Annotated in this window: 12 protein-coding genes and 1 pseudogene; 6 read left to right on the top strand and 7 right to left on the bottom strand. The window is 62.0% G+C overall.

Annotation, left to right across the window (positions count from 1 at the left end):
- Both ACHFFA_RS11730 and ACHFFA_RS11725 read right to left on the bottom strand, forming a co-directional pair.
- Positions 1 to 141, bottom strand: a 141-nt coding sequence (locus tag ACHFFA_RS11730; protein ID WP_394271016.1) for a transposase, incomplete at its 3' end; no start/stop codon positions are given.
- 32 nt (positions 142 to 173) lie between these two features.
- Positions 174 to 806: a hypothetical protein gene (locus tag ACHFFA_RS11725; RefSeq protein ID WP_394271015.1), complete on the bottom strand. Its 633-nt coding sequence runs from the start codon at positions 804 to 806 to the stop codon at positions 174 to 176.
- Between the two features lie 90 nt (positions 807 to 896).
- On the opposite strand from ACHFFA_RS11725, the gene ACHFFA_RS11720 reads away from it, so the two are divergent.
- From ACHFFA_RS11720 to ACHFFA_RS11705, 4 genes are read left to right on the top strand one after another with little or no spacing between them, the layout of a single operon-like run.
- The gene (locus tag ACHFFA_RS11720) at positions 897 to 1,790 is read left to right on the top strand and encodes a hypothetical protein (RefSeq protein ID WP_394271014.1); all 894 of its coding nucleotides are present in this window, start codon (positions 897 to 899) and stop codon (positions 1,788 to 1,790) included.
- A gap of 51 nt (positions 1,791 to 1,841) precedes the next feature.
- A complete protein-coding gene (locus ACHFFA_RS11715) occupies positions 1,842 to 2,204 on the top strand; it encodes a hypothetical protein (protein WP_394271013.1) in 363 nt (120 codons plus the stop codon).
- Between the two features lie 31 nt (positions 2,205 to 2,235).
- A complete protein-coding gene (locus tag ACHFFA_RS11710; protein WP_394271012.1) occupies positions 2,236 to 2,700 on the top strand; it encodes a hypothetical protein in 465 nt (154 codons plus the stop codon).
- Positions 2,654 to 3,160: a hypothetical protein gene (locus tag ACHFFA_RS11705; RefSeq protein WP_394271011.1), complete on the top strand. Its 507-nt coding sequence runs from the start codon at positions 2,654 to 2,656 to the stop codon at positions 3,158 to 3,160. The genes ACHFFA_RS11710 and ACHFFA_RS11705 overlap by 47 nt, the downstream gene beginning before the upstream one ends.
- 159 nt (positions 3,161 to 3,319) lie before the next feature.
- Here ACHFFA_RS11705 and ACHFFA_RS11700 read toward each other — a convergent pair.
- The 4 genes and pseudogenes from ACHFFA_RS11700 to ACHFFA_RS11685 form a co-directional block, all read right to left on the bottom strand.
- Positions 3,320 to 4,156: pseudogene (locus ACHFFA_RS11700) on the bottom strand (IS1595 family transposase); the annotation flags it as partial.
- Between the two features lie 314 nt (positions 4,157 to 4,470).
- Positions 4,471 to 6,288 carry a translation elongation factor 4 gene (gene lepA / locus ACHFFA_RS11695; RefSeq protein WP_394271010.1) on the bottom strand — a complete coding sequence of 606 codons (1,818 nt, stop codon included), beginning with the start codon at positions 6,286 to 6,288 and terminating at the stop codon, positions 4,471 to 4,473.
- 52 nt (positions 6,289 to 6,340) lie between these two features.
- Complete coding sequence (locus ACHFFA_RS11690; protein WP_394271009.1) at positions 6,341 to 8,548, bottom strand: putative bifunctional diguanylate cyclase/phosphodiesterase; 2,208 nt, start codon at positions 8,546 to 8,548, stop codon at positions 6,341 to 6,343.
- 88 nt (positions 8,549 to 8,636) lie between these two features.
- Positions 8,637 to 10,844 carry a putative bifunctional diguanylate cyclase/phosphodiesterase gene (locus tag ACHFFA_RS11685; protein ID WP_394271008.1) on the bottom strand — a complete coding sequence of 736 codons (2,208 nt, stop codon included), beginning with the start codon at positions 10,842 to 10,844 and terminating at the stop codon, positions 8,637 to 8,639.
- A gap of 174 nt (positions 10,845 to 11,018) precedes the next feature.
- On the opposite strand from ACHFFA_RS11685, the gene ACHFFA_RS11680 reads away from it, so the two are divergent.
- A complete protein-coding gene (locus ACHFFA_RS11680) occupies positions 11,019 to 12,326 on the top strand; it encodes an FAD-dependent oxidoreductase (RefSeq protein WP_394271007.1) in 1,308 nt (435 codons plus the stop codon).
- Positions 12,327 to 12,394: 68 nt separating this feature from the next.
- The gene (locus tag ACHFFA_RS11675) at positions 12,395 to 13,222 is read left to right on the top strand and encodes an alpha/beta fold hydrolase (protein ID WP_394271006.1); all 828 of its coding nucleotides are present in this window, start codon (positions 12,395 to 12,397) and stop codon (positions 13,220 to 13,222) included.
- 621 nt (positions 13,223 to 13,843) lie between these two features.
- Here ACHFFA_RS11675 and ACHFFA_RS11670 read toward each other — a convergent pair.
- A partial coding sequence (locus ACHFFA_RS11670; protein WP_394271005.1) for a type II CAAX prenyl endopeptidase Rce1 family protein occupies positions 13,844 to 14,030 on the bottom strand: 187 nt, incomplete at its 5' end.

Here is a 14,030-nt window from a genome sequence, read left to right as displayed (position 1 = left end):
GCGACCGCCGCTCTTCAGAGCATGGACAATCCCGGAGAGCACCCGACGGTCATCGACCCTCGGCATACCACGCGTATCCTGCGGCAGAAGCGGTTCAATCCGCGCCCACTGCTCATCCGAAAACCAGAAGAAATCCGCCATCCACCACACCTCACTCGCTGGAGGCTGGTGAATCACATTGCAACGCCGCTGTGAATCCCGTTTATGGGTCCGGACCCTAATTCCTCTACTTTATTCGATCTCGCCGCGTCGCCGTTATCCGTGACGGCATTCGTTGCAAACCCAAGATAAACAAGGCTTCCCGCAAGCATAATTGTCAAACCGAGGGCAGAATATTTAGCAATCCTGAAAGCAATTTCACCGGATTTTACCCTGCTCGACTCTCTTTTTAAAAGCTTTTGAGAATGTAATATTAATTTATCTTCGAGACTGCGTACCTTTTCAGATGCGAGATTATCGTCGCTCAGGGAGGCATTTTCGATTTCATTCATAACGTTAAGTACAGCTTTGGCCTCTACCTCGTCAGGATTCAGTCTAAGCTTTATAGAATTTGCTGCGGAATTAATGGAAACGTAAAACGGTGAGAGATATTTCAGCTTCTCGTTTTTATCTACAAATTCAAAATTGAGCTGGTCAGATATTGCGCTTACGTTTGTAACGTAAGATGCTATTTCTTCTCTAAGTTTATTTATCCATTCTTGTCGAAAGTCCGATGTTTTTTGCTCTTTGCCGAGAACGAGACCTATCAACGAGACCGCTGCTGCAATAAGCGCCGCGCCAATCGCGCCAAAGGTTAATCCACCCATATCCTGAAAATCCCCAGATTTTCTCAGATCGATACTATCCGTTTTGTGATTTAGCTGTCAATTCGCGGGCGAAGGCTTGGGGATCGAAATTTGAGCGAGAAAATCGTCTTTCAGTTCGACGGCGCATTAGCCGAGTTGCATAGAATGAATTTCTACGAGGCTGCCAGATTCCAATACGCTGCGGCCAGGCTGCTGGTAAAACTCGCGCAATTTAGGAACTCTGGCCGCTTTCGCCAGAAGATTACCGACATTTCTAATTTGGGGATCATTTTAGAATCACAATCGAAGGGTAGTTTTCGAATAAACACTGATGCGCCGCCCCCAGCTCCTCAGTCCGGGCTCAACGATCAAGGAAGCTTTTTAGACATAGGCTTAGCCGATCTGCTTGCATACCTGATCGAGAGGGTAATCGCCAAGACGGATGACGACGACCTCGTTGCGCTGTTCAATGCGATACCGGCGATAAGTGAACGCTTTGGCAAAATTAACCCTCAAGACAGCGAAACCCTCGAGCTGATCGTTCGTGCTCTAATCGAGGAGTCTGACTTAAGGGCGGTCATTTTTCCAGAAGCTTCGGAGTTGGTGGAGCGGCGCATAAGTGAGCTTACGAGGCAAGACCGATTGGCCGCCGTCGGTGGGCAAATCGCCAGAATCGATGCCCCACGAGAACAGAAACTCATTTCTATGGCCGCGCCATTAATTTCGGAAATGGCGACTGCCCTGCGCAGAAGTGCGGACACGCTCAAAATTATTGGTGGCTCCGACCGCACGACCTCGAATGTATTGTTTCTCAATCAGCCTATGGCACAAGGAATCCTGTCATCGAGGGTCGACGATCAAATCACTCCCATCCTTGGCAATATCATTCAATACAACAAGGAAACCGGCTGGGGTAAAGTCCGGTTAGGAAATTATGAACAGCCATTAGGTTTCAGCGTCCCATCGGATAAAAAATTTGGGGGTGTATCCCCTTCGCATAGGTAATTGACTCCCGCAGTTTTGCGCCTAGCCTTCCTGTGGCAAGGGGAGGTGCAAATGGACCGTGACGTAACGATTCGATTTTACGAGATTCAATATCTTGATGACGGCGCGCCTCAACTTGCGGACACTCTTCGGCAAATTTCAGGGCTCTCGAAAACCCAGCGCGAGCAGGAGGTCGTTGGATCGATAACGCTCCGGCTTGAGCATCTGGAAGAAACCGACGACGGACTATTCCTCGGGGACCTCACCCGAGTTCAGACTGACAATCTGCCCGGCCATGTGACGGACGAGAACAACGACCGATTGCCAGTGGATCGGATTGGCCATCCGGCGGCCTTCTGCTTTGATCCAGAAACGAACTGCATCGCCTTACAGTTCGACCTGAAGATCGGCATAGGTCGCGTGCGACTACTTTAACCACTTCAATGGAAGCAGTCGCATCGGCAATATGCCAATTCTCCGACCGGACGCGATGGATCGATTTGAGCGGGAAACACCTACCAAGTTGACAGTTAGGGTCGCACGTCGGCGCAATTTCGAAAACGCAGAAACAGAGCTGACCGAGTTTGAGGACATAATTGACAACATGGGGCGTCTGTTTGGTGCGCCATCTGTCGAGGTGACGGTATCATGCAAGGGCGCGGACGGTGGCCTAAACGCGAGCACCGTAGTGCAAACAGTCAGGCGCTGGCTCGGTTTCAGGGACGAGATCGAGGGCATTACCAAGGTGAGTGGTGCCACGCTTGAGTCGGACGAGGCTTTCAATTTCATCAAATTTCTGCTAAACGAGCACGAGACTTTAGACCTGCCCCGCAACGACCCCGCTGACGGTCAGGCGCGCCGTCTCCGTTATGTGAGGTCTAAATATGTCCAGCACCGTGGCTATCTCCGTGAATTTACCGGAGTGGCGTAGTCTCTGGAAACCCGTTCGGAATCGGCTTGAATGGATCGCCGCCGGTCTCGCCGGTGTGGGCATTGTTTCACAGAGAGACCGGATCGTCGGGAGCTTCGTAGAGAAGGCGTGGGACCTTGGTGCGTTCTACTCTGCCGTCTTTGATTGGGCATCAATCCAAGGAGCATTCATCTTCGGCGTGTATGCCTTCTTTCTCTCAAGGTCGGAACCTTTCATCCAGGCAATCGCTCCTTCCCCTGCATTCAAGATGCTCCGCCGGTATGTTGTCCGGACCCTTTATCTCACGCTGATTTTGACTGTCGCGGCGCTGCCGATGGTGGTCTCGCCGTGGGAAATGGCGCAGGACGGGTTCTCGGGTGGCTTCGCAGTTTTCCTTATGCAATCGATGCTCGCCGTTTATACTTTCTTCTGTTTTCTGAAGGTGATCCGGGTGTTCGGAAAGATTGAAAGGCGCAGCTAATGAACCTTCGCGAAGCAATAGAACAGGGCAAGCTCGATCAGTTCATTGCCGAACGCAAAGGCGATACCGGCGATGTCGAAGGCTTTGACGCTACCCTGCGTTCAATGGCCGGAAAGTCGAAAGAAGCTCCGCCAGCATCGTCTCCGCCCGATTGCGACGATTGAAGCGATACTCGAACTCTTTGACGTAGCGGCCAAGGTGCTTGGCGCTGACGCTGGTGTGAGTGCCTTGGATGGAGCACTTAAGGTGCCGCCAGAAATTCTCGATGCCGTTGACCGAAACCGTCTCCGCTAAGCGATAGTCGTAATAGGCATATTCCATCGCGCCGTGGTTTACGCGGGCGTGGCGATAACCGGCTTCCGAGAGGCTGGCATAGCTGCGAAGCTCGTCGGTGTGGACGTTGCCGCCAATGCGGACGTTGGCGGTCACGAAAGGCTCTAGGGTGGCGCGGCGCTGGTTGGGCACCACCTCGCAAACAATGTCGCCACCGCGCTCTAGCGCGCCCACAACCACCGTCTTGGCGGCGCTGCCACGGTTATGCTTGCCGCGCTTCACGCCGCCCACGAGAGTTTCGTCAATTTCCACGTTGGTGCCGGGTCCGCCGATGGCACGATCGCCGTCAACGTCCGCCATGTGTTCACGGATGAGCGCGGCCATGCGCCATGCCGTCTTGTAGGTCACGCCTAGCTGGCGCTGCAATTCCTTAGCGCTGACGCCGTGGCGCGTCGTGGTGAACAAGTGGATTGCGTAGAACCACGACTGGAGCGGGGTGCGGGTCTTTTCGAACGGGGTGCCAACGGTCGGATGCAGGTGGTGGCCGCACCACTGGCAGGAATAAGCCCGCTCCGCCTTGATACGGAACCACTTGGAAGCGCGCTCGCACTTGGGGCACTCATAGCCTTGCCCGAACCGCACGTTGAACAGGTGCGTGAGGCACGTTTCATCGTCCGGGAAGAGGCGGAAGAACTGGGCGGTGGTGATGGGCTTCTTGCTCATAGCCCATCTTATAGCCAATCAGATTACGTATGGCAAGGGGATACACCCCAAAATTTGCATTGCAAGATACTCTTCTAGCGCAAATGGGAAGGGAGCAGGTTTATCTACAAGTTTACATGGTGCGTGATAGGGCTAGGGAGCCGATCCGTGTCATTATTGCAGGCATCCTGCCGCTTCCAGAGTAAAGCGGTCTTGCTGGACGCCTCGCCCATTGCCAGCGCAGCAACAACCGCCTCCGGCGGGATCGACATATTGCCAATGGCCTTCGCGCGACCGCGCCGACCTCCCGGCGCGCCCGCATTCTCCGAATGCGTTCACTCCTCCCCCATTCGCAACGCAGCGATAAACGCCTCCTGCGGGATGCTCACATTCCCATACTCCCGCATCCGCGCCTTCCCCTTCTTCTGCTTTTCCAGCAGCTTCTTCTTGCGGGTGATGTCGCCGCCATAGCACTTGGCGGTCACGTCCTTGCGCAGCGCGGCGATGGTTTCGCGGGCGATGATCTTGCCGCCGATCGCGGCCTGGATCGGGATCTTGAACAGGTGGCGGGGGATGAGGTCCTTCAGCCGCTCGCACATGCCGCGGCCGCGATCTTCCGCGACGTTGCGGTGGACGATCAGGGACAGCGCGTCGACCGGCTCGTTGTTGACGAGGATGTTCATCTTGACGAGGTCGCCCTCGCGCAGGCCGATCTGCTCGTAGTCGAAGCTGGCATAGCCGCGGCTGATGCTCTTCAGGCGGTCGTAGAAGTCGAACACCACCTCGTTCAGCGGCAGCTCGTAGGTCACCTGCGCCCGCCCGCCGACATAGGTGAGGTCGGTCTGGATGCCGCGGCGATCCTGGCACAGCTTGAGGATCGGGCCGAGATATTCGTCAGGCGTGTAGATCACCGCCTTGATCCACGGCTCCTCGATCATGTCGATCCGGTTGACGTCCGGCCAGTCGGCCGGATTGTGAATGTCGATGACCTTCGCGTCCTCGGTCTTGGTGTGGCCGAGGTGGACGCGGTACACCACGCTCGGCGCGGTAGTAATGAGGTCGAGGTCGTATTCGCGGGAGAGCCGCTCCTGGATGATTTCGAGGTGGAGCAGCCCGAGGAACCCCGCCCGGAACCCGAAGCCGAGCGCGGCGCTCGATTCCATCTCGTAGCTGAAACTCGCGTCGTTGAGGCGCAGCTTGCCGATGCTTTCGCGCAGCTTCTCGAAATCGGCGGCGTCGACCGGGAAGAGGCCGCAGAACACCACCGGCTGCACTTCCTTGTAGCCCGGCAGCGCTTCCACCGCCCCGCCCTTCACCGTGGTGATGGTATCGCCCACGCGGGCCTGCTCCACCTCCTTGATCTGCGCGGTGATGAAGCCGATCTCGCCCGGGCCGAGTTCGGGCAGGTCGGTCCGCTTGGGCGTGAAGCAGCCGACCCGGTCGACCAGGTGCTGGGTGCCGCCCTGCATGAAGCGGATGTTGAGCCCGCGGGTGATGACGCCGTCGATCACCCGCACGAGGATGACGACGCCGAGATAGGGGTCGTACCAGCTGTCGACCAGCATGGCCTTTAGCGGCGCGGTGCGATCGCCCGTGGGCGGCGGGATGCGGGCGACCAGCGCCTCGAGCGTCTCCTCGATGCCGATGCCGGACTTGGCGCTGGTGAGGACCGCATCGCTGGCGTCGAGGCCGATGATGTCCTCGATCTCCTGGCGGACCTTGTCGGGCTCGGCGGCGGGGAGGTCGATCTTGTTGATGACGGGGACGATCTCGTGATCGTGATCGATCGACTGGTAGACATTGGCGAGCGTCTGCGCCTCTACCCCCTGCGCCGCGTCAACCACCAGCAACGCGCCCTCGCACGCGGCCAGGCTGCGGCTGACCTCGTAGGCGAAGTCGACATGGCCGGGCGTGTCCATCAGGTTGAGCTCGTAGGTCGCGCCGTCCTTGGCGATGTAGTCCAGCCGGACGGTCTGCGCCTTGATGGTGATCCCGCGCTCTTTCTCGATGTCCATGTTGTCGAGCACCTGCTCGGACATCTCGCGGTCGGTCAGACCGCCGCAGAACTGGATCAGCCGGTCGGCAAGCGTGGACTTGCCGTGATCGATATGCGCGATGATGGAGAAATTGCGGATCTTGGAAAGGTCGGTCATTTGCGCTGCGCCTTAGCGCCGCCGCCCCGCCCTGTCATTCGCCTTTCGCGCCTCAGGCGGCCTGCGCCCCCGCGGTTTGTGCAGGGGCATTGGCGGAAAGCTTGAACTGGGCGAAATTGCCCGCCGGGGCGACCCCCAGTGCGCGGCGCGAGCTGCCCCCGGGCAGCGCCTGGAGCGGCACCCCGGCCGAGGCCAGCTCGTAGGGCGAGACGCGGTGCCGGGTGCACAGGCCGCCCGCCCCGTCATCCACCAGCTCGCTTTCGAATTCGAGCCCCTGGGTATCGTCCATCGAGCGCTTGACCGTGCAGACTGCAAGCTGTCCGCCGCCGAAGTCGAGCACGAACTGGGTCCCGGTCGGCACGTCCTCCAGCCCCTGGATCATCGCTCCGGTGCGCGAGAGGTTGCGCAGCGTGACCTCGTAATAATAGTCCTCGTGGATGAGGCCGACGCGGCGGAACACCGTGCGGCGGTTGGCGCGCTGGCTGCCGGCCTCGCTCGGCGCGATGCACCATTCGCCCTGCGCGATCTCGCTGTCGACCTTTTCCGCGCTGAGCGGTTCAGAAAAGACGAAGCCCTGGACCTGATCGACGCCGAGCCTGCGCAGCTCTTCCATCAGTTCCATCGCATGGACCCCGCTGGCGGCGGTTTCCATCCCCATCGCATCGGCCAGCGCGATGACCGCGCGCACCATCTCCATGTCGCCAAGGTCGCTGCCGAGGATCGGCTCGAAGAAATTGGCGCCGATCTTGAGCGTGTTGAGCGGCGCCCGGCGCAGGTAGCTGAGCGAGGAAAGCCCGGTACCGAACCGGTCGAGCGTGAGCCGCACGCCCAGCCGGAACAGCCCGGCCATCGCGCGTTCGACCTTGGCCGCATCGCCCAGCAGGACGCTTTCGGGCAGTTGCAGTTCGAGCCGCGAGGGTTCGATCCCGCTGTCCTTCAAGACCGCCTCGATCAGTTCGACAAAGCCGATGGCCTCGAACTGCACCGGGCTGACGGTCATGATCAGGCGGATCGGATCGGGCCAGCGCACCGCATCCTCGCACGCCTTGCGCAGCCCCCATTCGCCGATCGGAATGATCAGCCGGCTGCCCTCGGCGATCGGCAGGAAGGTTTCCGCTGGCACCCGCCCGCGCTCCTCGTCCTGCCAGCAGAACTGCGCCTCCAGCCCGACGACCCGGTTGGTCGCCAGTTCCACCACCGGCTGATATTCGAGGTTGAAGTGCCCCTCGTCCATCGCCTGGGCGAGGTCGTCCTCCATCCGCTTGCGCAGCTGCGCCTCGTGTTCGAGATCGGCGGCGTAGAACCGGAACTGCCCGCGCCCGCCGTTCTTCGAGGCGTAGAGGGCAAGGTCCGCTGCCCGCGTCAGTTCCTCGCGCTCGACCCCGTCGTAGGGGGCGATGGCGATGCCGACCGAACAGCCGATGATGCAGCGCCCCTCGTCGACCGAATAGGGCTGCGACAGGATCTCGATGATGCGCTTGGCGATCTCGCCCAGTTCGCCGCGATCGTCGACATCGGGGATAAGGATCTGGAACTCGTCACCGCCAAGCCGGCCGATCTCGCCCCGCCCGCCCAGTGCGCCGCGGAGCCGTTCGGCCACCTGCTGCAACAGCTGGTCCCCCGCGGCGTGGCCCAGCGTGTCGTTGACCTGCTTGAACCGGTCGAGGTCCATCATCATCAGCGCCGCCGCGCGTTCGGCATTGCGGAAGGCGTGAAGCGTCGAATCGATCCGCTGCGCCATCCGGTGGCGGTTGGCGAGCCCGGTCAGCGAATCGAACTTGGCGAGGCGATTGGCCTCCTCCTCGCTGCGGAAATCCTCGGTGATGTCGGTCGCGCTGCCGCGGAAACCGACGAAGACGCCGGCCTCGTCATGCGACGGGCGTCCCGACAGGCGAAGCACCGTATCGACGCCCGGCGCGTCCAGCCGGACGACGATGTTGGTGAAGCTCTTGCGTGTACCGAGCTTGAGGCCGAGCGAGCGGGCTTCCGAATCGCCTTCGATCGGCAGGAAGACCTTCTGCACCGGCTGCCCGACGATCCGGCCCGCGGCATCGCCCAGTTCGGCCGTGATCGCGGGGCTCAGATATTCGAGCCTGCCGCCCGCGTCGCTGGCCCAGAAGGCGACGGTTCCGGCTTGTTCGAGATGTTCGACGATCGCCAGCTTGTCGGCCGTGGCGAAGGGCCGGGACGCCGCGCCGCGATCCTCGCCTTCGGCCGGGCGGCGTCCCTTGAACAATTCGGAAAAGGGCATAGCCCCCATCACCGCTCCTAATCCTGCTGCCTGCTGCCTGTCCCGCGGCGTCTGCCAAACCTAGGTCTGAATGGTTAGTTTTGACTTAATTTTCGACCTACCAGGCGCGGGAGGACGGCTTGGGATCGACCTGCAGGAACCGCCGCGGGCTGTGCTGCGCCGCGGGTCCGGCGATCAGGCTGTAGGCATCCTGCGGCAACGCGGCGAGCGGGCGCCCGGCGGCCTCGATCTCGTAGGGCGAGACGCGGTAGCGGGTGCACAGGCCATCGGCCCCGTCGCTGATCAGCGGCGTCTCGAACTCCAGCCCCTGGCTGTGCACGAACGAGCGCCTGACCGTGGCCACCGCCAGCTGGCCGCCGCCCAGATCGAGCACCACCTCGGTACCCAGCGGCACGTCGAGCAGCCCCTCGACCATCGCGCCGGTCTTGGAGATATTGCGCAGGACTACGCGGTAACGATGGTCCTCGTGGATGAGACCGATCCGCCGAAACACGGTCTTGCGTTCGGCGCGGTACTTGGCCGGCCCCTTGGGCTCGTATGTGAGATCGCCGCGCTCGAGCCGGTCGAGCACCTCCTCGTGCGAGATCGCGCGCGAAAAGATGTATCCCTGCACACTGGTTGCGCCGCGGTTGGTGACGAGCTTCAGTTCGTCATGCGTTTCCACCCCCTCGGCCACGGTCTCCATGCTGAGCGCTTCGGCCAGGCCGACGATCGCGCTCATGATCGCGGCGTTGTTGTTGCCGTCCTCGGTCGCGCCGCGCACGAAGCTCTGATCGATCTTGATCTTGTCGAACGGGGCAGTCTGCAAATAGCTGAGCGAGGAATAGCCGGTCCCGAAATCGTCGAGCGCCAGACGCACGCCGAGCTTCTTGAGCTCCTCGAACATTCGCTGGGTGCGGTTGTTGTCCCCCATGAAGACGCTCTCGGTGATTTCCAGCTCGAGCCGGTCGGGCTTGAGGCCGGATGCCTGGAGCGCGTGATGGACGGTCTGGGGAAAGTCGTCGTGCGCGAACTGGATCGCCGAGACGTTGACCGCGATGCGCAGTTCCATCGGCCATTCGCTGGCCTGCCGGCAGACCTCGTGCAGCGCCCAGTCGCCGATCTGCTTGATGATCCCGATATCCTCGGCCACCGGGATGAACTGGGACGGCGGGACGTTGCCGCGTTCCGGATGATCCCACCGCATGAGCGCCTCGAGTGCGATCATCTTGTGCGTGCGCGCATCGATGACCGGCTGGTAGAACATCCGCAGTTCGTCCTTGACGATCGCGTCGCGCAGATCCTCCTCGGTCTGGCGGCGCAGCTTGGCGCCGTCCTTGAGGTCGCTGGAATAGAAGCGGTACTGCCCCCGGCCCCCGCCCTTGGCCGCATAGAGCGCAAGGTCGGCGGCCTTGACCAGCTCTTCGGTGTCGAGCCCGTCGTAAGGTGCGATCGCCACCCCCAGAGACGTCCCGATGATCGCCCGCGAGCCGTTGATCGAATAGGGCTGCGAAATCATCTGGATCAGCCGCGCGCCGAGCTCGCCCAGGACGCCGCGATCGTCGACATCGGGGAGCATGATGTGAAATTCGTCCCCCCCCAGCCGGCCGATCTCGCCCTTGCTGCCGACGATCCGTTCGAGCCGGGCGGCCACCTGCTTGAGCAGTTCGTCCCCCGCCGGATGGCCGAGCGTGTCGTTGACCTGCTTGAACCGGTCCAGATCGAGGATCATCAGCGCGCACACGCGCTTGGAATTGCGATAGGCCTTGAGCGTCGCCGACAGCCGCTTGGTCATGCGGTGGCGGTTGGCAAGGCCGGTGAGCGAATCGAACTGGGCCAGGCGCTCCGCATCACGCTGGGTTTCGCGCGTGGTTGTGATGTCCTTGGCGCTGCCGCGATAGCCGTTGAAGCGCCCCTTGGCGTCGAACTCGGGCTTGCCAGCGATTTCCCACCAGACTTCGTCCTGCCCGCCGAGCAGCCGCACCGGCAACTGCGTGATCGAGTTGCGCGCGCTGAGCAAAAACGCCAGCGGGCGTTCGTTGCGGTCCGGATCCTCGTCCGGCTCGGGCATGAACAGATCGGTCAGCGGCTTGCCGATGACGTCGGCCACGCTCCACCCCAGCTTGTCGCCCGCCGTGGGGGATAGATAGATCAGGCGCCCCTGCCCATCGGTCGCCCAGAACCAGCCCAGCCCGGCCTTCTCGAAACTGTCGAGCAGTTCAACGCGGCGGGCATGATCGCTGTGTTCGATGGGGGCGAGCGGCGCATCGGCTGATTCGTCTGCCGCCTTCGCAGCGCGCAGGGTTCGGGCGAAAAAGCCGGTCATTTCTCTCCCGTCTCCCATGCTGATACGACGAACGCCCGCGCATCGGGGCACCCTTCCCCCTACCCGCAAGGGGTTACCAAAGGAATAACCATGCTCCCCGGCACGCTCCGCAGCCCGGCTTGCCCTGACTGCGATCGCAGCGCATGACGGACGCCCAGCAAAAGGAGCCGTGCCTTGCGCCATATCGCCATCGTGGGGTCCGGCCCCGCCGGCTATTACGCCGCCGAAGCCGCGGCCAGGGCCTGGGGCGACGAAGCCCGCATCGACGTCATCGACCGCATGCCGGTGCCCTTCGGCCTGATCCGCACCGGAGTCGCGCCCGATCACCAGTCGATCAAGGGCGTGGCACGCCGCTACGAACAGACCGCGCTGGCCGACAATGTCCGCTTCGTCGGCAATGTGACGGTGGGCGAGGACATCGCGGTGGACGAACTGCGCGACCTCTACGACGCGGTCATCCTCGCCACCGGGGCACCGGAAGATCGCGCACTGGCGGTCGAGGGCGCCGGGCTTGCCAATGTCTTCGGCAGTGCCGCCTTCGTCGGCTGGTACAACGGCCATCCGGGCTTCGCCACGCTCGATCCGGCGCTCGATGGCCGGACCGCGGTGGTGATCGGCATGGGCAATGTCGCGCTCGACGTGGCGCGCATCCTTGCCAAGACCCCGGCCGAGTTCGAAGGGTCCGACATCGTCGCGCACGCCCTCGACGCGCTGGCCGCGAGCCGGGTGGAACGGATCGCCATCCTCGGCCGGCGCGGTCCGCACCAGTGCCAGATGACGCCCAAGGAACTGGGCGAGCTGCTGCACCTGGAACGGGCGGTGCCGCTAGTCGATCCCGCCGACCTGCCCCCGCCGGCCGAGGATGACGCGCTCGAACCGGGGCAGCGCAAATCATCGGCGCTGCTGCGCGAATTCGCGCGGACCGAGGACGGCAAGCCCATCGTCATCGCCTTCGATTTCTTCGCCAGCCCCTTGCGCTTCGTCGGTGACGACAACGGCCGGGTGGCGGCGGTGGAGGTGGAGGAAACGGCGCTGAGCGATGGGCGGGCGGTTGCGACGGGGCGGACCTATCGCATTCCCGCCGACCTCGTCGTGACCTGCATCGGCTATCGCAGTGCCGCCCTTCCCGGGGTGCCCTTCGACGAGCGCGAGGGCCGCTTCGTCAATGTCGACGGGCGGATCGCGCCGGGCCTCTACTGCGTCGGCTGGTCCAAGCGCGGGCCGACCGGGACCATCGGCACCAACCGCCCGGACGGCTTCGGCGTGATCGATCTCGTCAAGTCCGACATCGGCGACGGCGAAGGCAGGCCGGGCCGCGAGGGGCTGGACGCTCTGGCGCAGGAGCGCGGGCTCGACATCGTCACCTTCCGCGACTGGCAGGCCATCGAACGCGCAGAAGCCGCCGCCGCGCGCGAAGGCTCGCCGCGGGAGAAGTTCGTCGACATCGCCGCCATGATCGCCGCCTCGCAGCGCGCCCCCTGACCATGCGCCCCTATCGCCTGCCGCAACCGGTGTGCTAGGGCGGCGCATCGAGGGGCAAGACGAACACGATGCATCACCAGACACCGCCGGCACGAGGCGCTCGGATCGACCTGATCGAGGCCGGTGGCCATCGCCTGCGCACCGCGACCTGGCGCCTCGACGAGGATACCGCCGCCCCGCCGCTGTTGTTCTTCAACGGCATCGGAGCCAATATCGAAACGATCGCCCCACTGGCCGAACGGCTGACCGACCGCGCCGTCATCACCTTCGACATGCCGGGCATCGGCCGCAGTCCCGATCCGGTGCTGCCCTACAATCCGCTGACCATGGCCTGGAGCGCGAGCCGCGTGCTCGACACGCTGGGAATCGGGCGGGCCGATGTCATGGGCTTTTCCTGGGGTGGCGCGCTCGCGCAGCAATATGCCTTGCAGCACCCCTCGCGCACGGGGCGGCTGGTTCTGGCAAGCACCTTTGCCGGCATGTTCATGGTGCCGGGCGATCTCTCCATCCTTGCCCGCATGGCCTTGTCGCAGCGGTTCGCGGATGCGCGCTATCTCAACGAGCATCTGCTGGCGCTGTACGATCCGGCGCCGGCCCGGCCGCTACGCAAGTTGAAGGTCGCCAGCCGGCTGATGGCGCCGAGCACGTGCGGGTTCATGCAGCAGATCGCGGCGCTGGCTGGATGGACGAGCTATCCGTTCCTGCCCTTCCTTTCCGCCCCGACGCTGGTGCTGACCGGGGACGAGGACCATATCGTGCCGCCGGCCAATGCCGAGCTGCTCGCCGCCGCCATTCCGGGGGCACGGCTGAAGACGCTGGCCGGTGCCGGGCATCTGGTCCTGCTGACCCATCTCGACGAGACGGCCGCGCTGCTCGGCGGATTCCTCGAACGCTGAACCCGCCGATCAGACCCGTTGACGGTAGTAAAAGTGTAAAGTTTACATTCTCAGACACCGAACCCCCTGTTATATAGGGTTTTGCCTCACCCTCGCCCTCATAGTTGCCGATGTTGTAAAGAACGATCACATATTGAGTGCTCAACGGACTTCGAAGTTCACTTCGAAGTCCGTTGAGCGCAACCGCCGCAGGCGGAAATTCACCAACGACACTGAACACTTCTCTGGCAAACTGATGTGATAACCTACATAGATCGCCGACATTCCCATGAAGGACCATCATCAAATGAAGACAAAAGGGAGGTACGGCGTTTGCCACTCTTCGCCTGGACCGTGTACACCTATAAATAGAAGTCTGGAGAAGGCGGCAGACATTCTTCGCCTGGGTGAGGAGGACCGAACCAGATTTACTTCTGTCAACGAGTATGCGTGCAGGTCTCATTCACCCGTGCTTCCCCCGAGAAATTGACGAGTCGAATCCTCCCATTCTCTGAAGATTATCGGAGCAAGGCCGTCGGCCCCCGTTACTCACGGAAACTGGAAGACCGCTTTGCGCCGTCAATGCGGTCATTTCACGGGCAGAATGCTGATCCCGGAAGCGGTCATTCCGGGAAGACATCTTCACACGATGAACGAGAGCGAATTGCCGAAATTGTGAAGCAGAACTGGCAGGAGCAGGCTTCCGGTGCGCAAACGCAGCCAGACCGCGATAAAGGCTGGGATTGCCGTCAGCGCCATCGTGATGGGATCGAAGGCAAAGCTGTCGTCCGAGAAGCCACAGGCATGTGCCAATCCGAACAGGAAGCAC

This window comes from Qipengyuania sp., from assembly GCF_043423005.1.
In the GTDB taxonomy this organism is placed as follows: domain Bacteria; phylum Pseudomonadota; class Alphaproteobacteria; order Sphingomonadales; family Sphingomonadaceae; genus Qipengyuania.
This window is presented reverse-complemented; position numbering and strand designations above follow the sequence as displayed.

Excerpts from the sequence above, each read along its gene's own strand:
- ACHFFA_RS11685 (WP_394271008.1), bottom strand. The coding sequence starts at position 10,844 with ATGACCGGCTTTTTCGCCCGAACCCTGCGCGCTGCGAAGGCGGCAGAC.
- ACHFFA_RS11710 (WP_394271012.1), top strand. The coding sequence starts at position 2,236 with ATGCCAATTCTCCGACCGGACGCGATGGATCGATTTGAGCGGGAAACA.
- ACHFFA_RS11725 (WP_394271015.1), bottom strand. The coding sequence starts at position 806 with ATGGGTGGATTAACCTTTGGCGCGATTGGCGCGGCGCTTATTGCAGCA.
- ACHFFA_RS11690 (WP_394271009.1), bottom strand. The coding sequence starts at position 8,548 with ATGGGGGCTATGCCCTTTTCCGAATTGTTCAAGGGACGCCGCCCGGCC.
- ACHFFA_RS11715 (WP_394271013.1), top strand. The coding sequence starts at position 1,842 with ATGGACCGTGACGTAACGATTCGATTTTACGAGATTCAATATCTTGAT.
- lepA (WP_394271010.1), bottom strand. The coding sequence starts at position 6,288 with ATGACCGACCTTTCCAAGATCCGCAATTTCTCCATCATCGCGCATATC.
- ACHFFA_RS11675 (WP_394271006.1), top strand. The coding sequence starts at position 12,395 with ATGCATCACCAGACACCGCCGGCACGAGGCGCTCGGATCGACCTGATC.
- ACHFFA_RS11705 (WP_394271011.1), top strand. The coding sequence starts at position 2,654 with ATGTCCAGCACCGTGGCTATCTCCGTGAATTTACCGGAGTGGCGTAGT.